At 37.5% G+C, this 26,003-nt stretch carries 27 protein-coding genes and 1 tRNA gene; 3 read left to right on the top strand and 25 right to left on the bottom strand.

From position 1 onward, the window contains the following. Positions 1 to 109: 109 nt before the first annotated feature. The 4 genes from ACQKIM_RS07185 to ACQKIM_RS07170 all read right to left on the bottom strand — a co-directional run bounded on the left by ACQKIM_RS07185 (position 110) and on the right by ACQKIM_RS07170 (position 3,045). On the bottom strand, positions 110 to 1,141 hold the full coding sequence (locus ACQKIM_RS07185) for a sugar-binding transcriptional regulator (RefSeq protein ID WP_427541195.1): 1,032 nt from the start codon (positions 1,139 to 1,141) through the stop codon (positions 110 to 112). Positions 1,142 to 1,351: 210 nt separating this feature from the next. Further along, positions 1,352 to 1,474: a hypothetical protein gene (locus ACQKIM_RS07180; protein WP_427541192.1), complete on the bottom strand. Its 123-nt coding sequence runs from the start codon at positions 1,472 to 1,474 to the stop codon at positions 1,352 to 1,354. A 383-nt stretch (positions 1,475 to 1,857) separates the two neighbouring features. Next, positions 1,858 to 2,094 carry a glutaredoxin family protein gene (locus ACQKIM_RS07175; RefSeq protein ID WP_427541189.1) on the bottom strand — a complete coding sequence of 79 codons (237 nt, stop codon included), beginning with the start codon at positions 2,092 to 2,094 and terminating at the stop codon, positions 1,858 to 1,860. An 84-nt stretch (positions 2,095 to 2,178) separates the two neighbouring features. Then, a complete protein-coding gene (locus ACQKIM_RS07170; RefSeq protein ID WP_427541297.1) occupies positions 2,179 to 3,045 on the bottom strand; it encodes a DMT family transporter in 867 nt (288 codons plus the stop codon). A 161-nt stretch (positions 3,046 to 3,206) separates the two neighbouring features. On the opposite strand from ACQKIM_RS07170, the gene ACQKIM_RS07165 reads away from it, so the two are divergent. Then, positions 3,207 to 4,583 (top strand): PLP-dependent aminotransferase family protein, encoded by a 1,377-nt coding sequence (locus tag ACQKIM_RS07165; RefSeq protein WP_427541186.1) that lies wholly within the window; start codon positions 3,207 to 3,209, stop codon positions 4,581 to 4,583. 56 nt (positions 4,584 to 4,639) lie between these two features. On the opposite strand, the gene ACQKIM_RS07160 is transcribed toward ACQKIM_RS07165, so the two are convergent. The 3 genes from ACQKIM_RS07160 to ACQKIM_RS07150 all read right to left on the bottom strand — a co-directional run bounded on the left by ACQKIM_RS07160 (position 4,640) and on the right by ACQKIM_RS07150 (position 8,419). Then, on the bottom strand, positions 4,640 to 6,916 hold the full coding sequence (locus ACQKIM_RS07160; protein ID WP_427541183.1) for a S9 family peptidase: 2,277 nt from the start codon (positions 6,914 to 6,916) through the stop codon (positions 4,640 to 4,642). A gap of 157 nt (positions 6,917 to 7,073) precedes the next feature. Continuing rightward, positions 7,074 to 7,838: a TPM domain-containing protein gene (locus ACQKIM_RS07155; protein WP_427541180.1), complete on the bottom strand. Its 765-nt coding sequence runs from the start codon at positions 7,836 to 7,838 to the stop codon at positions 7,074 to 7,076. After that, entirely contained in the window at positions 7,838 to 8,419 is a 582-nt protein-coding gene (locus tag ACQKIM_RS07150; RefSeq protein WP_427541177.1) for a LemA family protein, read from the bottom strand. Before ACQKIM_RS07150 ends, ACQKIM_RS07155 begins: the two co-directional genes overlap by 1 nt. Positions 8,420 to 8,580: 161 nt before the next feature. On the opposite strand from ACQKIM_RS07150, the gene ACQKIM_RS07145 reads away from it, so the two are divergent. After that, a complete protein-coding gene (locus ACQKIM_RS07145) occupies positions 8,581 to 9,195 on the top strand; it encodes a spore coat protein (RefSeq protein ID WP_427541174.1) in 615 nt (204 codons plus the stop codon). A 54-nt stretch (positions 9,196 to 9,249) separates the two neighbouring features. Here ACQKIM_RS07145 and ACQKIM_RS07140 read toward each other — a convergent pair whose 3' ends face one another. From ACQKIM_RS07140 to ACQKIM_RS07125, 4 genes are all read right to left on the bottom strand, one after another. Beyond that, positions 9,250 to 9,972 (bottom strand): amino acid ABC transporter ATP-binding protein, encoded by a 723-nt coding sequence (locus ACQKIM_RS07140; protein ID WP_427541171.1) that lies wholly within the window; start codon positions 9,970 to 9,972, stop codon positions 9,250 to 9,252. Continuing rightward, positions 9,969 to 10,673, bottom strand: a complete 705-nt coding sequence (locus ACQKIM_RS07135) for an amino acid ABC transporter permease (RefSeq protein ID WP_427541168.1) — start codon at positions 10,671 to 10,673, stop codon at positions 9,969 to 9,971. The genes ACQKIM_RS07140 and ACQKIM_RS07135 overlap by 4 nt, the downstream gene beginning before the upstream one ends. A gap of 89 nt (positions 10,674 to 10,762) precedes the next feature. Continuing rightward, on the bottom strand, positions 10,763 to 11,560 hold the full coding sequence (locus ACQKIM_RS07130; protein WP_427541165.1) for a basic amino acid ABC transporter substrate-binding protein: 798 nt from the start codon (positions 11,558 to 11,560) through the stop codon (positions 10,763 to 10,765). A gap of 503 nt (positions 11,561 to 12,063) precedes the next feature. Beyond that, positions 12,064 to 12,138: transfer RNA gene (locus tag ACQKIM_RS07125), tRNA-Arg, on the bottom strand. 311 nt (positions 12,139 to 12,449) lie between these two features. Here ACQKIM_RS07125 and clpP point away from each other — a divergent pair. Further along, positions 12,450 to 13,040 (top strand): ATP-dependent Clp endopeptidase proteolytic subunit ClpP, encoded by a 591-nt coding sequence (gene clpP / locus ACQKIM_RS07120; RefSeq protein WP_427541162.1) that lies wholly within the window; start codon positions 12,450 to 12,452, stop codon positions 13,038 to 13,040. A 144-nt stretch (positions 13,041 to 13,184) separates the two neighbouring features. Here clpP and ACQKIM_RS07115 read toward each other — a convergent pair whose 3' ends face one another. From ACQKIM_RS07115 to ACQKIM_RS07050, 14 genes are all read right to left on the bottom strand, one after another. Beyond that, positions 13,185 to 13,442 (bottom strand): HPr family phosphocarrier protein, encoded by a 258-nt coding sequence (locus ACQKIM_RS07115; protein WP_283869474.1) that lies wholly within the window; start codon positions 13,440 to 13,442, stop codon positions 13,185 to 13,187. 114 nt (positions 13,443 to 13,556) lie between these two features. Next, positions 13,557 to 14,504: a DNA-binding protein WhiA gene (gene whiA / locus ACQKIM_RS07110; protein WP_427541159.1), complete on the bottom strand. Its 948-nt coding sequence runs from the start codon at positions 14,502 to 14,504 to the stop codon at positions 13,557 to 13,559. Between the two features lie 67 nt (positions 14,505 to 14,571). Next, positions 14,572 to 15,567, bottom strand: coding sequence for a gluconeogenesis factor YvcK family protein (locus ACQKIM_RS07105; RefSeq protein ID WP_427541156.1), 996 nt, complete (start codon positions 15,565 to 15,567; stop codon positions 14,572 to 14,574). A gap of 4 nt (positions 15,568 to 15,571) precedes the next feature. Continuing rightward, positions 15,572 to 16,465, bottom strand: coding sequence for an RNase adapter RapZ (gene rapZ, locus ACQKIM_RS07100; protein ID WP_427541153.1), 894 nt, complete (start codon positions 16,463 to 16,465; stop codon positions 15,572 to 15,574). A gap of 10 nt (positions 16,466 to 16,475) precedes the next feature. Further along, entirely contained in the window at positions 16,476 to 16,943 is a 468-nt protein-coding gene (locus tag ACQKIM_RS07095) for an 8-oxo-dGTP diphosphatase (RefSeq protein ID WP_427541150.1), read from the bottom strand. A 354-nt stretch (positions 16,944 to 17,297) separates the two neighbouring features. Continuing rightward, positions 17,298 to 18,242 carry a thioredoxin-disulfide reductase gene (gene trxB / locus ACQKIM_RS07090; protein ID WP_427541147.1) on the bottom strand — a complete coding sequence of 315 codons (945 nt, stop codon included), beginning with the start codon at positions 18,240 to 18,242 and terminating at the stop codon, positions 17,298 to 17,300. 208 nt (positions 18,243 to 18,450) lie between these two features. Then, positions 18,451 to 19,884, bottom strand: coding sequence for a tetratricopeptide repeat protein (locus ACQKIM_RS07085; protein ID WP_427541294.1), 1,434 nt, complete (start codon positions 19,882 to 19,884; stop codon positions 18,451 to 18,453). Between the two features lie 180 nt (positions 19,885 to 20,064). Continuing rightward, positions 20,065 to 20,682: a bifunctional phosphoribosyl-AMP cyclohydrolase/phosphoribosyl-ATP diphosphatase HisIE gene (gene hisIE / locus ACQKIM_RS07080; RefSeq protein WP_427541144.1), complete on the bottom strand. Its 618-nt coding sequence runs from the start codon at positions 20,680 to 20,682 to the stop codon at positions 20,065 to 20,067. Further along, the gene (gene hisF, locus ACQKIM_RS07075; RefSeq protein WP_427541141.1) at positions 20,679 to 21,440 is read right to left on the bottom strand and encodes an imidazole glycerol phosphate synthase subunit HisF; all 762 of its coding nucleotides are present in this window, start codon (positions 21,438 to 21,440) and stop codon (positions 20,679 to 20,681) included. The genes hisIE and hisF overlap by 4 nt, the downstream gene beginning before the upstream one ends. Next, the gene (hisH, locus tag ACQKIM_RS07070; RefSeq protein ID WP_427541137.1) at positions 21,434 to 22,066 is read right to left on the bottom strand and encodes an imidazole glycerol phosphate synthase subunit HisH; all 633 of its coding nucleotides are present in this window, start codon (positions 22,064 to 22,066) and stop codon (positions 21,434 to 21,436) included. Before hisH ends, hisF begins: the two co-directional genes overlap by 7 nt. Further along, the gene (hisB, locus tag ACQKIM_RS07065; protein ID WP_427541134.1) at positions 22,063 to 22,662 is read right to left on the bottom strand and encodes an imidazoleglycerol-phosphate dehydratase HisB; all 600 of its coding nucleotides are present in this window, start codon (positions 22,660 to 22,662) and stop codon (positions 22,063 to 22,065) included. Before hisB ends, hisH begins: the two co-directional genes overlap by 4 nt. A 4-nt stretch (positions 22,663 to 22,666) precedes the next feature. After that, positions 22,667 to 23,941, bottom strand: a complete 1,275-nt coding sequence (hisD, locus tag ACQKIM_RS07060) for a histidinol dehydrogenase (protein WP_427541131.1) — start codon at positions 23,939 to 23,941, stop codon at positions 22,667 to 22,669. A gap of 62 nt (positions 23,942 to 24,003) precedes the next feature. Beyond that, positions 24,004 to 24,627, bottom strand: a complete 624-nt coding sequence (gene hisG, locus ACQKIM_RS07055) for an ATP phosphoribosyltransferase (RefSeq protein WP_427541128.1) — start codon at positions 24,625 to 24,627, stop codon at positions 24,004 to 24,006. Then, positions 24,620 to 25,792, bottom strand: coding sequence for an ATP phosphoribosyltransferase regulatory subunit (locus ACQKIM_RS07050; RefSeq protein ID WP_427541125.1), 1,173 nt, complete (start codon positions 25,790 to 25,792; stop codon positions 24,620 to 24,622). The genes hisG and ACQKIM_RS07050 overlap by 8 nt, the downstream gene beginning before the upstream one ends. Positions 25,793 to 26,003: the final 211 nt, after the last annotated feature.

Raw genomic sequence — 26,003 nt, 5'->3', positions numbered from 1 at the left:
ATTCCTCCAATAATGTTTAAATGATTATTTTGCCAAGTTGGCTTTATTCTCAACCAGAAGTGTAGAACACTCACTGAAGTAGAATTATTTTTTCAAACCTAATACTATTCTATAAAGAAGGTAAACCCTCAGCGATAGCTTTTGCAGCTGCCTCATCAGTAATAAATATAGTTTGCTTTGGCGCAACCTTAAAATACGATAGCATTGCCTTCACTTTTTGTTTACCTGCAGCAAGTGCAATTACTTGCTTACTACCTTGAACCTGCTCAAGCTGAATACCAATTGTACGAATTCGATGAACAATCTCACCTGCATCATTAAAATAATAACCAAACGCTTCACTCACAGCACCCTTTTCTTCGAGAATTCGTAAATCCTCAGGTGATGAGTTCCGCCTTAAAGCCATTTCCTCCGCAGAACCAATTCCATGAATAACACAATCTGCATGCTTATAATAATCCATCATTTCTGTTACCATTGGCTCAGTTAGCATAGCTTGATATGCCTGCTCGCTTAAATGCTCAGGTAAAAACAAGGTGCGATATTGCGCATCCATCTGCATGGCAAATGTTGCAACAAGTGTGTTGGCTTGCATCTGCATTTCATGTCCAATTCCACCACGTGCAGCTACAAAAGTGATGTTTTGTGCATTTGCAGGATGTAGAAATGGTGTGAGTGATGCAACAGATTTACCACCTGTAACAGCCACCACCTGACCATCAAAACTAGAGGACATATATACTTGTGCTGCCTCCCTACCAAGCAAGGTTAACACCGTATCGTCCTCATTATAATCACCTGGTACTACAATCACATGCTGTAAACCAAAATGCTTTTCCAGTAATTTTGCTAACTGGGTAAGTCCCGACCATTCATAGACGAGCGTTCTTAATTTTTCTATTACTACTTCACCATCATCTGTACATACCATACCCGACTTTTGAGAATCTAATAACCCTTGCTCACGTAAAATATCTGTTTCTTTTCGTATTTCCCGTTCAGTCATTTTTAGTGATTCTGCAAGTATTCGACGTCCAATAGGCTGCAATAGCTGGATTGTCTGCAAAATACGGTATCTTGTTTGAAGAAGCGGATACATTTCTGGAAGTAGCCTTTGCTGTGCCTCAGGTACAGATAACATATCTATCTACTCCCTTTTCAATAACAGTGGGTCGTTTTTTATCCCACTATATTATTTTACGTCCCACTTATGGTTTTATTATAATATGCTTTTAGTTAAAGAGCAAGTGTATGCTATGGAAATTGGAAAAAAATTAATATTGGTTAGTTTCCAATTATGAAAAAAAAAAGGACCTCATAACTTTAAGATAGTTATGAGACCTTAGTCGACTTATTTTGTAAAAGATAAAATGGCGTTTTTCTTGAATCCTTCTAAAGCTTTTGTTGCTTCATTTTTATTTGTATATTCAAAAATACGAACATCCTTTTTCTCAAATACTGTAATAACCCACATTGTAAAATCTCCCTTCGAATTTGTTTTTGTAATATAACAACCACTAGAAATCGTGATACTTTTTTAACTGTTTTATAACAATTTCTTTCTTGATCCCTATTCTACTCCGATTTATTTAAAAAGAAAGCTAAATGTGAAGGTCTTCACAAACTGTTCAAATTCAAAACGCTTTCATTGAACAATTTGTGAAATGTGAGATTGTTAACGTTCTAAACAAGCATCAAGTAGGAGGACTAACATTGATTTTGCTAGATAAAATAAAAAAATTCCGCTCTTTCTTCGCCACTATTTTATCTAGCAGGAGAAATGCGAAATTTAAATAAAGGGTATCTTTTTTTGTAAAGCGTGCAATTTGCTGCTCATTTGTTTATTCTATGACACAATCATTTGCAAGACAAATGCTCCATCAATGTTGCGTAATCTAAATTACCATATTGTATCACTTGCCCATCCTTTTCTACTACTGGAATCATTAACATATATTTTTCATGTACTGCCTCATCTTCTTCAATATCAATGATATCGAAATGAAAAACTACGTCCTCTTGTACAAGCTTTAAAGTATACAGACCTTCCACGCAAAGCCCACAATTAGCCCGTGTAAAAAATTTCACATTCACTTTACAGCACCTCCTTAGACTATTATAAAACGAATCAACCATATATACTAAGATACTATAAAGCTTCTCTAGTTTTTCGTACACTCATACAGAGTCTTTTTTTACTATAGAAGAGTTTTTGCCAATTATAACGGACAACACAACAGCAATTGCAATAACAATTGTAAATACTGTAATCGATTCATGAAGAAATAAAGCTGCAAAAATAATCATTAAAAATGGCTGTAAATATTGTATTTGGCTAACTCTAGAAATACCGCCCATTGCCATTCCACCATACCATGCTACATAGGCTAGAAATTGACTTACAATCGCTAAATATAAAAAGCTAATCCAAGCTTTTAAAGGTGCATGTAACATCTCTTCTGAAACGTTTAGAGATACTGGTATGATTAGAAAAGGAACCGCAATAATAATGGCCCATGCAATCACTTGCCAGCTACCTAGTTCTTGTGCAAGCATGCCGCCCTCCGCATAACTAAGCCCGAGTATTACGACAGCAGCCAATAATGCTAAATCCGCAATATGTAACTGTCCCAGTCCAAGATAAATTGCATAAATGATTACGGCTAGGGCACCTGCTATACTAGACAGCCAAAATTTACGAGATGGAATTTCCCCCGCTCTTATCATTGCAAAGCCTGCTGTAGCTAAAGGTAACAGAGCTAGCTCAACCGCTCCATGAGATACTGGCAAACTAGTCATTGCCCAAGAAGTTAGGAGGGGAAATCCTAACACGGCACCTAAAGAGACAATTACTAAGCTTTTAAACTGACGAGCACTAGGTAATTTTTCTTTTCTTGCAATCAAGATAATAGCAACTAAAATTGAAGCAATTACTGCTCTTCCTAAACCAACGAATGTAGTACCAAAATATTCAACAGCCACACTAGTTGCAGGTAAGGTTAAACTAAAACAAATAACCCCTAATAAACCCAATAATATCCCCATTTTTTCTTTTCTACTTTCTTGCACAATCAATCAGCTCCCCTTATTGTTAAGTACAAAACTGTCCCATCTGTACTGGTATAATACATAATAAGAGAACCCATCGTTAAAAGAAATAGAGTTTTCTAGCATCTGTCCTGGTACAGAATAAGGAGAGGATTTTTATGGATACAAAATATAATGGAATTGTTAAAGACATTAAAAATCAGCTTGCGAATGGTTATCTGCTAGCAGGTAGCAAGCTTCCTTCAGTCCGGCAACTGTCCGAGAAATTTTCCTGCAGCAAAAACACAGTTATTAAAGCATATGACGAATTGGAAAAAGAACATTTAATATTCTCTATCCCAAAAAGTGGTTATTATGTTGTCAATGAATTTCAGCAACTTGACAATAGAAGAACTACCATCGATTTTTTATCTGCTGGTCCCGATAAAAACATCATGCCATACATTGATTTTCAGCACTGTATCAATCAAGCAATTGATACATATAAGGAAGAATTATTTACTTATTCTGATCAACAAGGCTTCTACTCTTTGCGCGTACAGTTGGTAAAATACTTACAAAGCTTACAGGTCTTTACCGAACCAGAAAGATTATTTATTGTCTCTGGTTCACAGCAAGCATTGAATTTATTAGTGTCCATGCCATTTCCAAATGGCAAAAATAATATTTTAATTGAACAGCCTACTTATTTTGGTTTTATCGAATCAGCTAATTTGCATTCTATAACTACCTTTGGAATTGATTTATCTATGGATGGGATAGATTATGAACGTCTAGAGTATATTTTTCGCAATAATGATATTAAGTTTTTCTATATTGTGCCAAGGTTTCAAAACCCACTTGGTCATAGCTACACAAATAAAGAGAAAAAGAAAATTGTAGAATTGGCTGAAAAATACGATGTGTATATAGTTGAGGATGATTTTTTAGCGGAGCTTGATCCGAACACTAAATCTGATCCATTATTTTCATACAATCCTTCTGGAAGAGTTATTTATATAAAAAGTTTTTCAAAGATTTTTCTCCCTGGTTTAAGGATTGCCACTATCATTCTTCCCAAAATAATGAGCAGCCATTTTTCACGCTACAAGTTTACTGCTGATTTTAATAGTTCCATTCTTTCGCAGGGTGCACTTGAGATTTATTTAAAAAATGGAATGTTTCAAAGTCATATAAAAAAAATAAAGGAACTCTATTTTGGAAAGATGAAGCACTTACAGGAGGCTTGTGAATTATTACTACCTAATAACACGCTTTACACAAAGCCATCATCCGGATTTTATCTTACTATCTACTTGCCAGAGCATGTTGCAGCAAAGCAAATTGTTCATTTGTTAAAGGAACAACAGATTTTGGTTGATGATGCCTCTAGAATGTTCCTGTCAGAATATAAAAAGGAAAACCTAATTCGCCTAAGCATTTCTCAAGTGGAAGATGATCAAATTCATACTGGCGTAGAAACGCTGGCTCATTGTATCACATTGATTGACAGCAAGAAATATAATAAGACCAGCCATAAAATTCAGCTCTTATAAACCATATTTCTCACATAAAAAGACTGCGCAAGTAATATGCACAGTCTCTTTTTCTATTATTTTTTTAGATGACTATCTAAGAATTTTAACATTGCATTATAGAATTCGACTTTGTTTTCTTCATTAAGGAAACCATGGCCTTCATTCTCTTTTAGCATGTACTCCACGTCGATACCTCTAGCACGTAATGCTTCCACAATTTGATCTGATTCTGCTTTGTTTACACGTGGATCATTAGCGCCTTGTGCCACGAATAGTGGTGTTTTAATTTTATCCGCATGGAAAACTGGAGAAGCAGCTGTTAATAGCTCTTTATCCTTCTCTGGATGACCTACTCGCTCATAGAACATTTCACGCATTGTTTCCCAATATGGAGGAATTGTATTTAATAATGTAAAGATATTCGATACACCTACATAGTCAACTGCTGCTGCATATAAATCTGGTGTAAATGTAATGCCTGCTAACGTAGCATATCCGCCAAATGATGCTCCGTAAATGCCAATTCGTTTAGGGTCCGCAATACCTTGGTCAATTGCCCATTGTACGCCGTCTGTAATATCATCTTGAATTTTTAGACCCCACTGTTTATTACCAGCCTGCAGGAATTCCTTACCATAACCCGTAGAAGAACGGAAATTCACCTGTAAGACAGCATATCCGCGGTTTGCTAATAATTGCACCTCTGGATTGAAGCCCCACATATCACGTGCCCATGGACCACCATGTGGATTAACGATAAGCGGTAGATTCTTAGCTTCTTTGTTTTTTGGCAAAGTCAGATAGCCATTAATTGTTAAGCCATCTCTACTCTTATAGGAAATTGGATGCATTTCAGATAGTTCCTCAGATTTTAACCAAGGGCTTAATGTAGCCAATTCTGTCAATTTATCTGTTACAGAATCATAGTAATAATATTTTCCGAAAACCGTATCACTAGAAACACTAACAATAAATTTAGTCATTTCCTTATTGTAATCGTTAATACCTAATTCACTTTCATGAACTCCTAATTTATCTTGTATTTTACGGAATAGCTTTTCAAAGTTCTCATCAAAGAATTGGTAATGTGGTTTATCTGTTATATAAGCACCATATAATAGTTTATCCTGCTCAGCACTATATAGTACACCTGCAACGTCTACTTCTTTATTAGACATAATGACTTCTTCTTTGCCTTCTAGATCATACTTAACAACTTCTACTTTGTCTCTTCCTTTATTAGAGGTCGCATAAATATATTTATTATCCTTCGAGAAAGCAAGAGGCATCACTTCATCCCCTGCTTCTAGTTCAATAAATGGCTTAAATTCGTCTTTTTCGGAATCACGATAAAGAATTGTCCCAACTACCCCATCTGATTCAACCGCAACACGCACATTTCCGTCACGATCTGCTAACCAGTTAGAGATATTGCCAGGGTTTTTAGCAACATGTGTTGTTTTACCAGTCTTCACATTAAGCTTGTACACATCAAATACTGTCGCATCTTCTTTGTTCATCATAATCAGAATTTCATCTTTAACACCCTGCAAACCACTCAATAAACCTACAGTAACATTTGGATACGGCGTTAAATCCTTTTCCTCTGTCCCGTTAAATGTTGTAGAGTAGATATGGAAATTCTCATCTCCACCTTTATCCTTAACATATAATAATGTATCATCCTTCCAGAAGGAACCAGGTATATCTCGATCCTTTGAACTTGATACACGGACAGGCTCGCTATCATCACCCATTTTTTTCACAAAAACATTAGAACGGTTTTCCCATGCTGATGAGAACGTTATATAGTTACCATCTGGCGAAAGCTGATAGCCAAAGTTGCCTGGGCTTTTCATGAAGTCTTCTACAGAAATTTCCTTTACGCCCTCGTTATTAGTACCGTTTTTCACTTGTTTAGCATTATTTAAAATTTTGACTGCATCCTGCTTAGAAATCGTATTATCACTAATTAAAAGACCAGTAAATAATCCAAGCTTAGCTGCTTTTTCTTTGTACTCAGCAAGCGTTGCTTCTTTTTCCTCTTTATTTAAAGCTCTTACTAAAATACGTGCTGCTTCATCACGTTTAATAGCAAGGGTTAAATCCTTTAATTCCTCACCTTTTACCCACGTTGCAATGATTTGCTGACGCATAGAATCTGATCCATGCTGGAAGGTTAAAGCTGTTACAGCTAAATTAAGAAATTCCTGTGCCGTTACACTTTCCTCTTGGTCTACTACTTGTTGACTAGTTTCATTGGCAGCTCGAACCTCTTGCATTGTGACTGGATAAACAGCAGAAGTCGTTAAAATGACCGCTAATGATGCCGATAAAAATCTTTTTTTCAAAATGATTCCTCCTTATATCATTGTGCGTTATATCGTTTGTCGATATATTAAAATTATAACAACTTTAGCGTTTTTGTCAATAAATGATAATAGTTAAATATAATTCCCTTTTAAACCAGTAAAAAAGCGAACTGCCAGCAGCTCACTTTTTAATCGTTTAAAATTTGCGACTTGCCCCGCCACCAGCTGATGAACCTCCTCCAAATCCACCAAAGCCGCCTCCGCCTGAGCCTCGGCTGCTAAAGCCACCACCAAATCCTCCTGGATAGCCTCCTCTGCCACCTGAGCGAGGTCCTCTTCCACCACCGTTAGAAATAATGGAATAAAAAATAAGTACAATGACAACAAGTACAATAATCATCCATATTGGCATCTCTTTATCCTCAGCTGAATTTGTAGGTGTCTCTCCCTCCCAACTGTACTCCTCTGCAACAGTTTGAAATACTTCAGCATACGTTGCTTTAAATGCTTGATCAATGTCACCAGCACTTGCATTTGGATAAAACGCTGTATCTAATATCCGTCCAAGCTTACCATCTGGCAATGCCCCTTCAAGCCCCTGACCAACCGCAATAACGACATCATTATTGCCTTCGCCCTGACCAAATGTTGCTAATAGTAGAACACCGTTATTTTTTTGTGCATCGCCAATTCCCCAAGAGCGAATCATTTTAGTCGCATACATCTTCGGCTCCTGCCCATGAATGGATTCTACTGTGACAACCATTATTTCAGCACCTGTACCTTTGTCAAGCTGCTGTGAATAATGATTAAGCTCTTCTTTAACTGAAGAGGATAATACATTAGCAAAATCATGAATATACGTATTTTTCATGGGAGTGGGCATTGCTGCATCTGCCATTCTAATCAATACAAAAAATGAGAAACAAACGATTGCAAATTGCACAATAAAACGTTTCATTATTGCTTACCTGAATTACTAAAATCAATAGATGGCGCCTTTTCAGAGCCTGCAGCTGCTTTAAAATATTCCTTCTGCTCAAAGCCAAACATGCCTGCAATTAAATTTCCTGGGAAACGTTTAACATTTTTATTAAAGGTCTGAACTTCATTATTATAGTCTTCACGGGCAACTGCTAGCCGGTTTTCTGTTCCAGCTAATTCATCCATCAATTGTCGAAAATTAGCATCTGCCTTTAAATTTGGATAATTTTCTACCACTACAAGCAAACGACTAAGTGCGCCATTCAATGCATCGTTCGCAACTGCCTGTTCCTCTGGAGTACGTGCATTTCCCATTTGTGAGCGCGCCTCAGAAATACTAGAAATGATATCTTGCTCATGTTTGGCATACCCTTTCACGGATTCCACTAAATTCGGAATTAAATCATAGCGACGCTGAAGCTGATTTTCAACCTGAGCCCATTTTGAATCCACACTCTCTTCCGCTGTTACTAGGCTGTTGTATTTAGGAATAAATAATAAAGCTAGTAAAACTAAAATAATGATTATTATTCCTATAGGTCCAAAAGCTTTTTTCAAATTGTATTCCCTCCTTTACATGCTTACTTTTCCTTACCTCTAATGTGCTGCAAAAAAACATCTCTATTCAATATATATGCCAATGGATTTATACCGTATGAAATATATCTAAATAGACATACTAAATACTGCAACAAAATAACATTTAGGAGGCGTTTTTTTTGTCACAATCATTTCACAACGAATCAGCTAACCAACCATCATTCAACCAACAACAAAGCCTAAATCATGGTGGACATGAAGTTATGGACATGCATGAAACACTTGGCGAAATTATTGCTGGTATGAATCAATCCATTATTTTACGTCCACATGTAAAGGACCCAGAATTACTTAACATTTTGGATCGCCAATATAACTTCACTTTGGGAATGTATAACACTATTGTGGAATCATTTAAAACTGGGCATGATCCATCTGTTCCAACTGGGCGTTACCAAATGGAGACAGGCAATAACTTTACTTATGGATTAAATCCTGGACAACCTAAAAAACCAATGCAAAATGCAAATGAAATTAATGATGAAACAATTTCTGGCTTCTTATTAGGTGCTCAAAAAGGTGCAGCAAAATGTATGACAGCTGCGGCAACTGAAACTACAAACCCTGTAGTTCGTCGTGTTGTTGCAGATAGTATTCCCAACTGTATTGAAATGGCATACGAATTATCTATTTACCAAAATAAACATGGCTACTATCAAGTGCCTCAATATTCACAGCAGGATATGCGAACAATACTCGATTCATTCGGTACTACTACAAATCCTCTTCATTAAAAAAAAGCAGTCTCACATGTGATACAAATCACCTGAGACTGCTTTCCTTATTAGTTATAAAACTTTTCCTAAAAATGCTTTTGTTCGTTCATTTCGAGGATTTCCGAAAATTTCCTCCGGTGCTCCTTCTTCAACAATATAGCCGCCATCCATAAAGACCACACGATCGCCTACCTCACGTGCAAAGCCCATTTCATGTGTAACGACAATCATTGTCATTCCCTCAGCTGCTAAGTTCTTCATTACATCTAGCACCTCTTTTACCATTTCTGGATCAAGTGCTGATGTAGGTTCATCAAATAAAATCGCTTTTGGTTTCATTGCTAAAGCCCGAGCAATAGCTACACGTTGCTGCTGACCACCTGAAAGCTGTTCAGGATAGTTATATGCCTTACTATCTAAACCAACCTTCTTAAGAAGCTCATGCCCTAATGCTTCTGCGTCAGCACGACTCATCTTACGAATTTGCATAGGAGCCATTGTCACATTATCAATAACCGTCATGTGCGGAAATAAATTGAACTGTTGAAACACCATGCCTACCTCTGCACGTATTGCATTTATATTTGTTTTAGGATCATTAATCTTCACGTTTTCAATATAAATGGCACCATCAGTCACCTCTTCTAGCATATTAATGCAGCGTAAAAAGGTACTTTTCCCTGAACCAGATGGTCCTATTACACAAACTACCTGTTTTTCTTGTATTTCATAATCAATACCTTTTAACACTTCTAGCTTGCCAAAATATTTGTGTAAATTCTGAATTTTAATCATCGTGCTTCCCGCCCTTCTGCCTTACGAGGGACATAGCTATTACTGAATCGCTTCTCGATAAATGTCACAATTTTTGTTACACCATACGTTAAAACTAAATATAATAATGCTGCAACAATGTAAGGCTCCCAGAAACGGAAGCTGGCTCCTGCTACTACTTTACTTGCATATAAAATATCTGGAGCAGCAATAACTGTTACTAATGAGGAATCCTTTAATAGCGCAATAAATTCATTCCCTAAAGGTGGGATCATTCGTCTAAATGCCTGTGGTAAAATGACCTTTCTCATCGCTTGGTTATGTGTTAAGCCAAGTGATCGAGCTGCCTCCATCTGACCTTTCGCAATACTTTGAATGCCCGCACGGAAGATTTCCGCATTATAGGCCGCACAGTTTAAAATAAGTGCCGTTATCCCTGACACCATATAACCTAAAGAGTGTCCAAAAATCGTAGGTATTACGGCTAAGTGAATTAATAAAATTTGCACTAGCATTGGTGTTCCACGGAATAAATCAACATAAAGCTTACATGGCCAATAAATCCATTTTTTCGTTGATAATTTTCCGAGCCCTAAAAATAATCCTAAAAAAATACCACCAAAATAACCACTGAGTGTCAAAATTAATGTTACGCCAATACCACGTATAAACATATCTCGGTAGTTCCAGACTATGTCCCAGCGTAAGTCAAAGATGTCCATCCGAAAACCCCATTTCCCCTAAAAAGTTACGAAAGAATATGAAACCGCTAGCCTATCAACTATGCGCTAGGGGCATCATTATCCTTGTCTTACTTAAAGTCTGAGCCAGTAATTTCTTTTAATTTACCGTTTTCTTTAATCTTTTGTAGACCTTCATTTAATAGGTTTAAAAGCTCTTTATTTCCTTTTTGAACCATGAAGCCATAATATTCTTTTTCAAATGCATCATCTTCTACTATTTTAAGTTTTTGATCTGGATGTGCTTTGATATATTCATAAACTACTGCATTATCACCGATCGCAGCATCTACATTGCCATTCAGCATTTCTTGGATAGCCACTGGTTGATTTTCAAATGCCATAATTTTTGTACTAGCATCACCCTGTAGTTTTTTGGCAGCTTCGTGACCAGTAGCATTAATTTGTACCGAAATCTTTTTATCTTTTAACTCAGCTAATGACTTAATCTTTGAATCTTCTTTTACAACAATTAATAATTGAGATTCATAATATGGCTCTGTAAAATCAAATGACTCTTTACGCTTTTCATTAATTGTGATCCCTGATGCCCCAATATCTGTTTCACCATTTTGAATTGTTTGGAATACAGGCTCCCAACCAATATTTTGCCATTCTACTTCAAAGTTCATTTCATCAGCAATAGCCTTCAAAATATCGACATCAATCCCTACAATATTCCCTTTATCGTCAATTGATTCAAAAGGAGCGAAAGTAGCCTCAGTACCTACCTTATAAACTTTTTTACCGCTTCCACCATCCTCTGCTGGTGCACTACCTGATGATTTATCTTCCTTCGCGCCACATCCTGCTAGAGCTAGCATTAGTGCTGCCACGAGCATAAGTAACATGGTTAATCTTTTTTTCATAGCGTTTCCCCCTAAAATAAGTTTTTCCGAAATATGACTTCATTTTTCACAATTCGGAAATGTTCGACTATTAGGTCAATTATAGTAACATTATTGCCAATAGACAATAACTTTTCGTATAAAAGTAATTATTTTTTCATAAAAATTTATCTCTATGCGTTATTTTAGCAAAAAACGGTATGAATAAACGAAAATAGCATCAAAAATGTATATTTATACACGGCTAATCATGCCATAATTAGATAGTTTTAGTCAAAAAAAAAAGAATCCCCTCAGATAGGATTCTTTTTTTCGACTAGATGGCTAGTCCTCACGTACAGTATGTTCACTAAAAAATAATTTGGAGTTGTTGCTTTTTTTGAAGGTTTGAATGGAACAAATACGGGAATAATGCCAATTAGGGCAGTATTTCCACTATTTTCCCTTCTTTCTCCACTAAGCAGGCTGCTAAACTACTTATTAGGAGAATCGAGCTATAAATGTATATCAAATAATCAGTAAAATGGCGCCCTCGGAGGGAATCGAACCCCCAGTGCAAGAACCGGAATCTTACGTGTTATCCATTACACCACGAGGGCAATTAAAAAACAAAAAAAAAGTACTCACTCTAGGCTTTATGAAAAGCATGATGTAGATAATCCTCATTTTTTGAAGCATACCCGCAAAATAGTGAACCGTACTTTAAACTTATGACCTTAACTATTATACAAACGTATTGCTAACAATTCAACTATAGAATGCAAAAACAATTTATTTTTTTTATTTCACTTTAGCAGGGTTAATATTTGACCTTCCCTGACTATAATGTGTATGATAAGGATACAGCTGAAATACAACAGAAGTTTTCAGCAAAAGTATTCGAATTTAGTTTTATTAAGGAGGATTTAACATGAATTTAATTCCTACAGTTATTGAACAAACAAGCCGTGGTGAACGTGCCTATGACATCTATTCACGACTACTAAAAGACCGCATCATCCTTTTAGGAAGTGCGATTGATGACAACGTGGCTAACTCTATCGTAGCACAGCTTTTATTCCTACAAGCTGAAGATCCAGATAAAGATATCTCACTTTATATTAACTCACCAGGTGGATCAATCACTGCCGGTATGGCCATCTATGACACAATGCAAATTATCAAACCACAAGTGCAGACAATTTGTATCGGTATGGCAGCATCTATGGGGGCATTCCTACTTGCAGCAGGTGAGCCTGGTAAACGATTCGCATTACCAAATGCAGAAGTAATGATTCACCAACCACTTGGTGGTGCACAGGGTCAAGCAACTGAGATTGAAATCGCTGCAAAACGAATTTTATTCCTACGTGAAAAATTAAATGGTATCTTATCAGAACGTACTGGGCAACCGCTTGAAGTCATTTCAAGAGATACAGATCGTGATAACTTCATGACGGCTGAACGTGCAAAAGAATATGGCTTAATCGACCATATTATGGACCGTAACGACCGTAAATAACACAGTACAGACATCTCAGATTTAGTTCTGAGATGTCTTTTTTTACTTTTAATCCATTCTATCCGTCACATTAGCTCCGCTATCCACCACTTCTAGTAATTAGATACACAAAAAACTGCCCAATTTATTGGACAGTCTTTATATTTAATCTTCTTTTTCGATTAATTCTGCCAATGCTGTAACCGCTTGCTCAGCATCGTTGCCTTCACTGCTTAAAACTACCTCTGTTCCTTTGGCAATAGCTAAGCTCATTACACCCATAATGGATTTAGCATTAACTTTTTTCTCATCCTTCTCAAGAAAGATATCTGCACTAAAACGATTTGCCTCTTGAACAAATAACGCTGCTTGTCTAGCCTGTAGTCCTAATTTTAATTTGACTTGGACTCTTCTCTCGGTCATTCTCAAAACTCCCCTTTACTACCGTTCATCTTATTAGTTTTATCTTACCTCACTTACTAGCAAAAGAACAATACGCGATTACGCATCACATTCATACCTGAAAAGTATGAAAACTTAACCGCCTATCTTTTCTCCACGTCTTAATGCATCTGCTATTTCGTCGATTTTTCGTAAACGATGATTGACACCTGATTTACTGACCGTTCCGCTTGATACCATTTCACCCAGTTCTTTAAGTGTGACATCTTGATATTCCACTCGTAAACGAGCAATTTCCCGAAGCTTTTCTGGTAATTGATCTAAACCAATGGAATTTTCAATAAATCGAATATTTTCTACCTGACGCAATGCTGCACCTATTGTTTTATTTAAGTTTGCTGTTTCACAATTGACAATACGGTTAACACTATTCCTCATATCCCGCAATATACGAACGTCCTCAAACTTCATCATTGCCTGATGAGCTCCTACAATATTAAGAAAATCAGAAATTTTTTCTGCCTCTTTTAAATAGGTCACAAAGCCCTTTTTCCGTTCTATTGTTTTTGCATTTAGCTCAAATTCATTCATCACATCCATTAAAGCCTCGCCATGCTCTTTATATAAAGAATAGATTTCTAAATGGTAGGCTGATGTTTCTGGATTATTAACAGAGCCGCCTGCTAAAAATGCACCTCGTAAATATGCTCTTTTTTGACCACTTTTTTTAATGAGCTTTGGAGAAATCGTATGATTGAATTGAAAGTCGTCTGAGATGATTTCTAAATCAATTAATAGCTCACGTGCACCTTCTCTTACACGGCAAATATATACGTTATTTTTTTTCAAACGCATTTTCTTTCGGACAAGTAACTCGACGTTATACGGATACAACTTTTTCATAATCGTATAGAGTCTTCTTGCAATTGCAGCGTTTTCAGTTTGTACGTCTAAGCTTAGCTGTTTATTCGCAAAGGATAATGAACCATTCATACGAATTAGGGCAGATACTTCTGCTTTCATACAATGATTGTCCGCTTCTATTTGCGTTAATTCTTTTTTTGTTTCAGAAGCAAAAGACATATCACGTGCCCCCCTTTCAACTTTCAGTTCTATGTATATGCTCATCCTATCATATACAATAAGCGCTTTATGATTGTATTTTTAGATTGTTTACTTTTTGTTTATAAATATTTGCGTATTCTACTAGCCATTTAGCAACATTTGCCGCATTATGACGAACCGTTCCATCTGACCGAATCGTTGCAATATCGCGCTTAATAACCTCTAATCCCATACTTTCAAGCTTTGCCACATCAAATGTTACAGGTTCCGCACATTCTTCCTTATAAAGCTCCTGTACAGGATGTGGTAACTTCTCTTCATTTACTAAAATAGAATCGATAAAGGAAGCGCCAACATGTTCGTAAATTGCTTTTACATGATCTCCTGCTGTATAGGAAATGGTTTCACCCTTTTGAGTCATTAAATTACAAACATAAATTTTTCTTCCTTTAGCTCTTACGACAGCCTCACCAATTTCTTTGACAAGCAGATTAGGTATGATACTCGTATATAAGCTACCAGGACCAATTAAAATATAATCCGCACGATGGATTGCTCGTATTGCCTCTGGTAACGGTTTCACATTTTCAGGCACTAAAAAAACACGACTAATTCGTTTTGTAGCCGTTGGAATTTTAGATTCACCTTCTATTGTAGAACCGTCCACAAGCTCTGCATGTAAATTAATCTTTTTATTGGCAGCTGGTATAACGCGACCATGGACCTTTAACACTTTTCCCATTTCACTAATGGCATGGTTAAAATCTCCAGTAATCTCTGTTAAAGCAGTGAGCATTAAATTACCTAATGAATGCCCTCGTAAATCTTGTGATGCTGAAAAACGATATTGAAACATTTGCTCTACAAGTGGTTCAACATCCGATAATGCCGCAATAACATTTCGGACATCGCCGGGTGGTGGTATATCATAATCATCCCGTAAGCGCCCTGAAGAACCACCATCATCCGCTACTGTTACAATAGCAGTAATATCAAATGGATGATGCTTCAGTCCCCTCAGTAATGTTGAAAGCCCTGTACCACCACCAATAACTACAAGCTTAGTTTGCCTTTTCCCCATTCACTCAATCCTTTCTTCGATTGATGTCACGATGCGTTATAACCGTATTCTCTTTTCCACCTAAATATGCCCCAAAATACTCTGCTAATGTCACCGAGCGATGCTGTCCACCCGTACAACCAAAGGCAATAACAAGCTGTGATTTTCCTTCTTGTCTATATAGAGGAATCATAAATTCAAATAAATCCTTCAGTTTTTGAATGAGAGTTTGTGTATCCTCAAGCGCTAAAACATAAGAGGATACTTCCGTCTGTAACCCCGTCTTAGGACGTAGCTCTTCAACATAGTATGGATTTTTTAAAAAACGCACGTCAAACACTAAATCTGCATCTATTGGCATACCATGTTTAAATCCAAAAGACATAATGTTAACCGAAAAAACATAGTCTGCATCACTTGCAAACTCCTTCGCGATTTTTTCACGTAGTTCCTTAGGCTTCATAGTAGACGTATTATAAACAAAATCAGCACGACCTTTAACTTCTGATAGCAAAATACGCTCTTGTTGAATACCATCTAATGGTAGGCCATTGACAGCTAGCGGGTGTGAACGTCTTGTTTCTTTATAGCGTCTAACTAATGTTGCATCATGTGCATCTAAAAACAATATACGTGCAACAATATCTCCTTCTTTTATTATATGGTCAAGAGCACCAATAAGAGAATCAAAAAAGTCACCACCACGCATATCCATGACAGCTGCAATACGTGCAGTATTTTTTCCCGAATCTCTGAGAAGGGTTAAAAAAGTTGTAAGTAACGCCGGTGGTAAATTATCAATACAGTAATACCCTAAATCCTCAAAGCTTTGAATAGCTACTGTTTTTCCAGCTCCAGACATTCCTGTAATAATAACCAATTCATGTGTACTTTGTTGGCCTTCAACCACCACTGTCATGCAGCTCCTTTTATTGTTCTTTTGATATTTGTATTTTTTCATGCAATAATTCAAAATCAGTCGTATATTCAAATGTTCCATACTGAATGCCTGATTGTGAGATGGCAAATTGTAAATTTGTCCGATCACCTTCAGCCATTGGCAAATGTTTTAAATCCTCTGCTGGGTGCCATGCAAGCTTGCCTTCTCTCGTTTCATCAAAAGGTGTACCCTCTATATCCTTAGCAACAAATGTATAAAGCATCCATTCATCAACGACTGCATTATTTTCTTTAATAACCATTGTATAAACACCCTTTAAATGCGCATTTAATGGTGTGACATTTGTTTCCTCTTGAAACTCACGTATAGCAGCCTCATAGATGGATTCACCGTTCTCCATTTTTCCACCTGGAGCAACGTACCAGCCACGTCTAGGCTTTTGAAGTAATAATACTTGACCGTCTTTAACGGCAATTAAATTTGCAATTCTTTGCATAGGCACACCTCTAATCACTTTGCATTCTATCTTTCATTATAGCAAGACCCAACAATATTTGTCCTCCAATCAGAACTTTAGTGTTTGACAATTTTCATCTTACTCGTATTCCTAGTAATCATGATTTTGCTATCACCTAAGAGGTCTAAATAACTACTTACAATTATTATTAAAATCCTACATAACAAAAATAGGTTGCCCCACCATATTAGGCGGAAACAACCTACTAAACAAAATAAAAGGGGGATTGCTAATTACACAATATATATTACACCTTTTATATGTCATTCAAGTTACAACAATATTAAAACCGTGTTAAAATTTGTATTTTTTTCCTTGGTACAGCTATTAACATTAAGCATTAATTTTCTCTAATAATTCTTCCACATAATGCTGTACTGCTTGTGCGGCAATACTTCCGTCACCTGTAGCTGTCACAATTTGACGAAGTGATTTTTCACGTACATCACCTGCTGCAAAGATACCTGGTACAGTTGTTTCCATGTTATCATTTGTTAAAATATAGCCCGCATCATTTAAAATACCTAAAGATTCAAATGGCTTTGTTAATGGTAGCATCCCGATATAAACAAATACGCCATCAGTCACAAATTCAGATTCTGTTCCATCTACAGTAGATTGTAATGTTACACTACCAACTTTGCCATTAGCTTCATTTATTTCTTTCACTGTTGAATTCCAGATGAAATCAATTTTTTCATTTGCAAAGGCACGATCTTGAAGTATTTTTTGTGCACGCAATTTATCGCGACGGTGAACAATTGTTACTTTCTCAGCAAAGCGAGTTAAGTAAACACCTTCTTCGACTGCTGAATCTCCGCCACCTACGACAACAAGATTTTTTTGTTTGAAGAAAGCACCATCACAAACTGCACAATAGCTGACACCACGACCACCTAATTCTTTTTCGCCAGGCACGCCCATTTTTTTATATTCCGCACCTGTAGAAATGATAATCGCACGTGTTTTATATTCTTTCGCACCAGATTTGATTGTTTTATATTCATCCCCATCAATAATTTCAGAAACATCACCGTAAGCATATTCTGCGCCGAACTTTTTAGCATGGTCAAACATTTTTGTAGACAGCTCTGGTCCTAAAATTGTATCGAATCCTGGATAGTTTTCTACTTCTTCCGTATTTGCCATTTGTCCACCAGGGATACCACGTTCAATCATTAAAGTTGAAAGGTTTGCACGTGATGTATATACAGCAGCAGTCATTCCTGCAGGACCTGCACCAATTATTACAACATCATAAATTTTTTCTTCCGACATAAATTCTTCCCCCTACACAAATACTTTTTTATCCTGCTTAAATGTACAGTAAGTCTCCACTTTCAGATTTAAGTGATGCAAGAGTTGGCGATTAACTGCCCATGAAAGCCTGATCGGTTCAACTACTTTTTGAAGTCTCACCTATTATAACGATAGTAAGTTCATCGTATGTGAAAGTAAAAAGTTATTCAACTATGTTGCTCAGAGGTTACTTATGACCGTTTGGTAAGAACATTAAAATTTCATCAATATACTTTGATAAAGTCGCCACAGATACCCCATATTGCTGGGCTATCTCTTTTTTTGTAACCTTGAGCATTCGTGATGAACGAAATAAGAAATCATTCGCTCCTGCAATAGCTGCTGGATTTGTAAAACGATAATTGCTATTAAGTGCCTGTTCACAGAGAACAAACCACATTTGAAACATTGGTGCAATGAGGGCTGTAAGCTTCCCATACTGTTCTAATAAAATTTCTGGCACACTTACTGCCCGTAAAAAACTAGCCTCGACCTTGTTCTTCATATCAAAATGATGACCCAGTGCATAAGCTAAGAATAACTTTTCGAATGAACCATATTGCTCAACATCTATCCATTTTGGATGTGCAATAATTTCTTGTTTATGCGCTGTACAGCTCAATAAAAACAACCCAAAAATACGCTCACTAGTATAATTACTCTCTAGTTTTTCCACAATATAATCCCGGTCATGCTCTAATGCATCAAGTTCATATACATTTTCCTGTTCACGCCAAGGTTCAAAGCCCTCTTTGTCTGGATCTAGCTCTAATAGCTGCTCCCAAGCACTCTTAGAAATTTCCTTATGTCCTGAAAAGTATGCCGCATGGGATAACCAAAAATAAAAGCCAGCATCACCTATATAACCGCGCTTTTGCATACTGCGTAACCATTTAAAGGCTAAATCATATTGCCCGACTAACGCTAATGTTGCACCTAGCTTGTAGCGATGTTCCCAAGTATATGGCTGAATTTTTACAAGTACATTTAAAAGGTCCTTTAATTCTTCTTCATTTTTTTCATAATACGCAATAACTGTTAAATTACATAAAGCATGTAAATTTCCCTTATTTTCACGCAAGACCGTGTTTAATAGTGACTTTGCCTGCTCTGCCTCACCAACATAAAAATAAGCAAGTGCTAAATTATTATAAGCTGACCAAAAATCTGGACGATCTTCAATTAATTCTTCTAGAATATTAATAGCTTCGGGGAAATCCCCTTTTTCCATACAGCGCCTCGCCTGTTCCTGTCGATATAAATCCTCGCCAGTACCATCAAGCTCCTCAAAATCATCCTGCTCAAAAGCAACGAATTCTAATATTTCTGCCGCCTCATCTGCATAGGCTCCATCTGGCTCTTTTTGCAAATATTGCTCCGCAAAGCGTTTAGCATCTTGTATCATACCAATACAACCTGAAACCTCTGCCATATAAAAAATGATTTCTGGATTCTCTGGATCAATTTGATAGGCATGGCGAAGAAGATCATACGCTTCCTCGAAACGTTGACCCTCTAACTCCACGATTGCCAATTGCAATAAGATCATTGGATCATCTGGACTTAGATCTACTGCACGCTGTAAATATTTATAAGCTTTATTCATTTGACCACTATTCATTGCCTGAATTGATTTTTTATAATAATAGTCGCCTGTTGGAATGAACGACACGACATTCGTTAAATTCTCTTTTTTATGTTTCTTTTCCAAAATATTTCCTCCGAAACAAGAAATAAGGAACGTATTCCACGTTCCTTTACACAGTAAACTCTATTATACCATACAATTAGCAATATGCTGTTATTTCTCTTCGTGACGTTTTTCTAACACATGTAACACATCATAAACACTTACTTTTTGTTCTTGCAGCAACACCAATAAATGGTAAATCAAATCAGCCGCTTCCCATTTAACCTCTTCTGCATCTCGATTTTTCGCACCAATGACAACTTCTGTTGCTTCTTCACCGACTTTTTTACAAATTTTATCGATTCCTTTATCGAATAAATATGTAGTATATGCGCCTTCTGGCATTTCTTGCTCACGTTTTTCAATAACGTTTACAAGCTTAGATATAATCTCAACAGAGCCAACCTTTGTATTTTGCTGAATAAGCTTTGTAAAGCAAGAGGTTGTGCCATTATGACAAGCTGGACCAGCAGGAAGTACTTCCACAACTAATGCATCACCGTCACAGTCCGCTTTAATAGATACCACTTTCTGCGTATGACCGCTAGTTGCCCCCTTGTGCCAAAGCTCTTGGCGTGAACGTGAATAAAACCATGTTTCACCTGATTCAAGTGTTTTTTCCAATGATTCTTTGTTCATATAGGCTACAGTTAGTACTTCTTTTGTATTGGCATCTTGTACAACCGCAGTAACAAGACCTTTATCATCAAATTTAATGCCCTCTATCATCTTACTGCCACTCCTTTTTCACGTAAGTATTCTTTTACTTGCGCTACGCTTGTTTCTTTGTAATGAAAGATGGATGCTGCCAGCGCTGCATCTGCATCAACATTATCCGCTAATACTTCGTAAAAATGTTCGGCATTTCCTGCACCGCCACTAGCAATAACAGGAACTGTCACTGCCTCTCTCACTGCCTTAGTTAAGGCTAAATCAAAACCTGATTTTTCACCGTCCTGATTCATGCTTGTTAATAAAATTTCACCAGCGCCTAAGCGAACCGCTTCCCTCGCCCACTCTGTTGCTTGCCAACTAGTTTTGTTGCGACCACCATGAGTATAAACCATCCATGTACCGTCTTCATCACTATAGCGTGCATCAATTGCAACAACAATACATTGTGCACCAAAAAAGTCAGATCCTTCTTTAATAAGCTCTGGTCGCTCTAAAGCAGAAGTATTGACTGATACTTTATCAGCGCCTGCACGTAAAATGCGTTTCATATCATCCAATGTGCGAATCCCACCACCTACTGTAAATGGAATAGCTAGTGTCGCTGCAGTTTGTCGAACAACATCCACCATTGTTTCACGCCCTTCATGTGAGGCAGAGATATCAAGAAAGACAAGCTCGTCAGCCCCTTGCTCATCATAAAACTTGGCTAGCTCTACTGGGTCACCCGCATCTCGTAAAGACACAAACTGCACACCTTTTACAACCCGCCCCTCTTTCACATCCAGACATGGAATAATACGCTTTGTTAGCATGAAGCTACCCCCTTCAACCATTGCTGTAATAAATAAACACCTAACTCACCTGATTTTTCTGGATGAAACTGCATTCCCGTTACAGAGCCAGTGGCAACAATACCAGGAACCCGAATACCATGATAATCCGCATAGGCGACAAGCTCTGTATCATCAATATCTGTTGCATAAAAGGAGTGAACAAAATACACATGCTTTGCTGGTGGCAATGCTGTTAGCCAGGTTGGACGATTAGTCATGACAAGCTCGTTCCAGCCCATATGTGGTACCCGATATACTTGACCATCATTCACACCACTGAAACGTTTAATGCTTCCCTTGAAAAATCCTAAGCCTTTTGTTGCCGTAACCTCTTCACTTTCCTCAAATAGCAGCTGCATACCTAAGCAAATACCAAGCAGTGGACGATTGTCTGCCTTTACCTTTTGTAAATAGCGATCTAATTTTGTCTCAGCCAGTCGTTTCATAGCATCTGGAAATGCTCCCACACCCGGTAATAAAAGTGCATCTGTTGTATCCAGCGCTTTTTCATCAGCCGTAACAACCACCTCACAGCCAAGTCGTTCTAATGCCTGCTCTACACTAAATAAATTGCCCATACCATAATCGATCACACCTATTTTCACGTTAACAGCCCCTTAGTTGATGGCACACCTTTAACACGTGGATCAATTTCCACTGCCGCATCGATTGCACGTGCTAACGCCTTAAAAATTGCTTCAATAATATGATGTGTATTCTGTCCGTAAGGTACAATGACGTGAACATTCATTCGTGCTTCTAGAGCAAATTTCCATAAAAATTCATGAACTAATTCTGTATCGAAGCTACCCACTTTTTCTTTTAATTGCGGTACACGGTATTCTAAATGTGGACGATTAGAGCAATCTACAACGACCTGTGCTAGCGCATCATCCATTGGCACAAATGCTGTGCCGTAGCGTTTAATGCCCTTTTTATCACCAAGTGCTTCACGAATCGCTTGACCTAGTACGATTCCAAGGTCCTCTGTTGTATGGTGGTCGTCAATATAGGTATCACCATTCGCTTGAATTATTCCATCAAAAAGTCCATGCTTGATAAATAAATCTAGCATATGATCCATAAAGCCAACGCCAGTTTTAATATCAGCCTTCCCTTCACCATCTAAATCAATGGCTACTGAGATTTGTGTTTCATTTGTTGTTCTTTCTACTTTCGCAAAGCGTTTTTTTTCTGTCATTGTACTACTCCTTTTCCCATCCACGTGATTCCACTGCACGTGCATGCCCCTCTAAGCCTTCCATACGTGCAAGTCGTGCAATTTTCGGTGCATTTTCTGCCCATGTTTTTTCACTATAAAAAACGATACTGGATTTTTTCACAAAATCATCAACATTTAGCCCGCTGGCAAAACGTGCAGTACTATTGGTTGGTAGTATATGGTTTGTCCCAGCAAAGTAATCACCAACAGGTTCAGAGCTATAACGCCCGATGAAAATACCACCCGCATGGCGAACCTGTTCAGCCACAGCCTCAGCATTTTTTGTCACAATTTCTAAATGCTCAGGTGCTAGTGAATTAATGGCATCTACTGCATCTGCCATCGTTTCAGCAACATAAATCGCTCCAAAGTTATCAATAGATGCACTTGCTATCTCTTGACGTGGTAAAGCAGTTAATTGCTTCTCCACTTCATAAGCTACTTTTTTAGCCAATTGCTCAGAAGTCGTCACTAAAATAGCACATGCCAACTGATCATGCTCCGCCTGCGATAATAGATCTGCCGCAACTTCATCCGCAAATGCAGTATCGTCTGCTAGCACAGCAATTTCACTTGGTCCCGCAATCATATCAATCGATACTTCACCAAATACCTCACGTTTGGCTAATGCTACAAAAATATTCCCTGGACCTGTAATTTTATCAACTGGTGAAATGGTTTCTGTACCATATGCAAGTGCCGCAATGGCTTGTGCTCCACCAATTTTATATATTTCCTCTACACCTAAAATTTGCGCTGCAGCAAGTACACCTGGTGGTAATTTTCCATCTCTCCCTGCTGGAGAAGAAATGACAATGCGTTTCACACCAGCAACTTGTGCAGGAATAACATTCATCAAAACTGACGATGGATAAGCCGCTATACCCCCAGGAACATACAGCCCCACTGCATCGAGCGCTGTAATTCGTTGCCCTAGCCATGACCCATTTTCTAGCTCTAAGCGATAACCTGAACGTTTTTGTTGCTCATGATATAGTCGAATATTTTGAGCAGCCTCTGTTAAATCATCATAAAGCTGTTGATCAATTGCATTAGCGCCTTCTTCTATTTCTTCCTGTGTCACACGTAGATTTTTAGGTGCAAAGCCATCCCATTTTTCTGTATAAGAACGTATAGCCGTGTCGCCATCTGCTCGAACATCCGCTAATACTTGACGTACTACCTTTAACTGTTCTTCATTTCCACTTTCAAGCTGACGCTTTAAGGAAATACCCTTTGTTAGCTTTGTTATTTTCATAGGATTACTCCCCTTTTTTTCATATATAACTACCACGGATAAATGTATGCTGTAGCTTCTATTTAGTTAACACATTTCTTTAAGCGTCTTACTAGATCGATAATACGATCTCCCTTCATCCGATAGCTTACTGGATTAGCAATTAACCGTGATGATACATCTGTAATAAATTCATATTCCTCAAGACCATTTTCTTTAAGCGTTCGGCCAGTAGAAACAATATCGACAATTCGATCTGCTAAGCCAATCATAGGTGCCAATTCAATCGATCCATTAAGTTCAATAATTTCTACTTGCTCCCCAATGCCCTTATAATATTTCATAGCAATGTTTGGGTATTTCGTGGCTATTCTTGGCGCTATTTCATTCATCGTCGTATTAGGCAAACCTGCTGAAGCGATATAGCATGTACTAATTTTGAGATCCAGTAATTCATGCACTTCTCGTTGCTGCTCTAATAAAACATCCTTTCCTGCTATCCCAATATCTGCAACCCCATGTTCTACATAAACAGGAACATCCATTGGCTTAGCTAAAATAAAACGAATTTTCTCCTCAGGAATTTCTATCATCAATTTCCTGGACATTTCTACTTCCTCTGGTAAATTAAAGCCAGCTTCTATAAGCATTTGGTATGCCTCTTCAAAAATACGCCCTTTCGGCATAGCAATCGTTAATTCATTCACCGCAAACTTCCTCCTGTCCAACAACAACTACCTCAGAAAAATAAGCTAAAAATGCTTTTTCATCGACTAGGCTACTTCTTAATTGCAAGGTAGCCTGTTTACCAGCCGCTCGTAATGCTTGTACCTTTGCTAATGCCTCCTCGAATTGTTCTTCCCCAAAAAGCACAACCACTGCTTCTTCACGCTCATTTGCTAGTCCATCAAGTGTTTCTAATAGACGATCAACCCGAATACTAAATCCAGTAGCACCTACTTTTGAACCAAACACTTCTAGTAACCCGTCATAACGACCACCGTTTCCTAACGGAAATCCACTTCCTAATGCAAACACTTCAAATAGCATGCCTGTGTAGTAGCTCATATGACTAGAAAGTGTAAAATCGAAGGCTACATAGTCCGCTAAATTAGCTATTTCAAGTAATTTAGCAAGCTGTTGCATATATTCTAATGCGTCATTTTTTCGCACATATTTTTCAATATCTTTGATTTGCTTTAAATTCATTGCTTCCTCAATAAATTGAAGTAATGCATCGGTTTTCGCTTTAGGTAAATCAAAAGATTCTACCGCTTCTTCAAATCCGACATAGTTGCGCTGCACAAGAAGTGTTCGGAGTATGTCTTGCTGTTCAACGCTTTCTGTATAATCTTGTAAAATACAATTTAATATGCCGGCATGACCGATAGTGACTTTAAATTTAGTTAAACCATATTGCTGTAATAGCTCCATTGCCGTCACAATCACTTCAGCGTCAGCAAACACAGAGTTGTCTCCAATTAACTCGATTCCCATCTGATCAAATTCTGCTGGACGCCCACCTTCTGTCTCCTGTGCACGAAAGACACTTGCAAAATAAGCAAGGCGTATTGGTATCATCTCTTTCAATAATTTAGATGTGGCAACCCGAGCAATTGGTGTTGTCATATCTGGTCGTAGTACTAACGTGTTTCCCTGACTATCTACGAGCTTAAATAAATGAGCATCAGCAATCGCAGAAGCTTTACCAACTGTATCAAAATACTCTACGGCAGGTGTCTTAATAAATTCATAACCTCTGCTGCATAAAAAGTCTCGTCCAGTATTTCTTACAGCCTCTACCTTTTCATATATTTGTGGAAATGTATCGCGCATTCCAAGTGGTTTCTCAAACATTTTTATTGAAGACATGTAGACACTTCCTTACGTTTCACTTTAATTCACTAGAGTATTAGAGAATCAGATTATGAAAGAATTCTAACTTATTTCTCCCATTCAGTCAATGTAAACTCTCTTGAATTCTCTAACAATTTCAACACTGATTATTCTGTTTATTATACACATTTACTAATGGAAAATAATGAAATTCAAAATATCTCCAAATTTTATTTCATGAATAGGG

It is taken from the genome of Lysinibacillus sp. NPDC047702, assembly GCF_050272555.1.
Classification (GTDB): Bacteria; Bacillota; Bacilli; order Bacillales_A; family Planococcaceae; genus Lysinibacillus.
This window is presented reverse-complemented; position numbering and strand designations above follow the sequence as displayed.

Excerpts from the sequence above, each read along its gene's own strand:
- ACQKIM_RS07185 (WP_427541195.1), bottom strand. The coding sequence starts at position 1,141 with ATGTTATCTGTACCTGAGGCACAGCAAAGGCTACTTCCAGAAATGTAT.
- ACQKIM_RS07180 (WP_427541192.1), bottom strand. The coding sequence starts at position 1,474 with ATGTGGGTTATTACAGTATTTGAGAAAAAGGATGTTCGTATTTTTGAA.
- ACQKIM_RS07170 (WP_427541297.1), bottom strand. The coding sequence starts at position 3,045 with ATGGGGATATTATTGGGTTTATTAGGGGTTATTTGTTTTAGTTTAACC.
- ACQKIM_RS07165 (WP_427541186.1), top strand. The coding sequence starts at position 3,207 with ATGGATACAAAATATAATGGAATTGTTAAAGACATTAAAAATCAGCTT.
- ACQKIM_RS07155 (WP_427541180.1), bottom strand. The coding sequence starts at position 7,838 with ATGAAACGTTTTATTGTGCAATTTGCAATCGTTTGTTTCTCATTTTTT.
- ACQKIM_RS07140 (WP_427541171.1), bottom strand. The coding sequence starts at position 9,972 with ATGATTAAAATTCAGAATTTACACAAATATTTTGGCAAGCTAGAAGTG.
- ACQKIM_RS07135 (WP_427541168.1), bottom strand. The coding sequence starts at position 10,673 with ATGGACATCTTTGACTTACGCTGGGACATAGTCTGGAACTACCGAGAT.
- ACQKIM_RS07130 (WP_427541165.1), bottom strand. The coding sequence starts at position 11,560 with ATGAAAAAAAGATTAACCATGTTACTTATGCTCGTGGCAGCACTAATG.
- clpP (WP_427541162.1), top strand. The coding sequence starts at position 12,450 with ATGAATTTAATTCCTACAGTTATTGAACAAACAAGCCGTGGTGAACGT.
- ACQKIM_RS07115 (WP_283869474.1), bottom strand. The coding sequence starts at position 13,442 with ATGACCGAGAGAAGAGTCCAAGTCAAATTAAAATTAGGACTACAGGCT.
- whiA (WP_427541159.1), bottom strand. The coding sequence starts at position 14,504 with ATGTCTTTTGCTTCTGAAACAAAAAAAGAATTAACGCAAATAGAAGCG.
- ACQKIM_RS07105 (WP_427541156.1), bottom strand. The coding sequence starts at position 15,567 with ATGGGGAAAAGGCAAACTAAGCTTGTAGTTATTGGTGGTGGTACAGGG.
- rapZ (WP_427541153.1), bottom strand. The coding sequence starts at position 16,465 with ATGACAGTGGTGGTTGAAGGCCAACAAAGTACACATGAATTGGTTATT.
- ACQKIM_RS07095 (WP_427541150.1), bottom strand. The coding sequence starts at position 16,943 with ATGCAAAGAATTGCAAATTTAATTGCCGTTAAAGACGGTCAAGTATTA.
- trxB (WP_427541147.1), bottom strand. The coding sequence starts at position 18,242 with ATGTCGGAAGAAAAAATTTATGATGTTGTAATAATTGGTGCAGGTCCT.
- ACQKIM_RS07085 (WP_427541294.1), bottom strand. The coding sequence starts at position 19,884 with ATGAATAGTGGTCAAATGAATAAAGCTTATAAATATTTACAGCGTGCA.
- hisIE (WP_427541144.1), bottom strand. The coding sequence starts at position 20,682 with ATGATAGAGGGCATTAAATTTGATGATAAAGGTCTTGTTACTGCGGTT.
- hisF (WP_427541141.1), bottom strand. The coding sequence starts at position 21,440 with ATGCTAACAAAGCGTATTATTCCATGTCTGGATGTGAAAGAGGGGCGG.
- hisB (WP_427541134.1), bottom strand. The coding sequence starts at position 22,662 with ATGACAGAAAAAAAACGCTTTGCGAAAGTAGAAAGAACAACAAATGAA.
- hisD (WP_427541131.1), bottom strand. The coding sequence starts at position 23,941 with ATGAAAATAACAAAGCTAACAAAGGGTATTTCCTTAAAGCGTCAGCTT.
- ACQKIM_RS07050 (WP_427541125.1), bottom strand. The coding sequence starts at position 25,792 with ATGTCTTCAATAAAAATGTTTGAGAAACCACTTGGAATGCGCGATACA.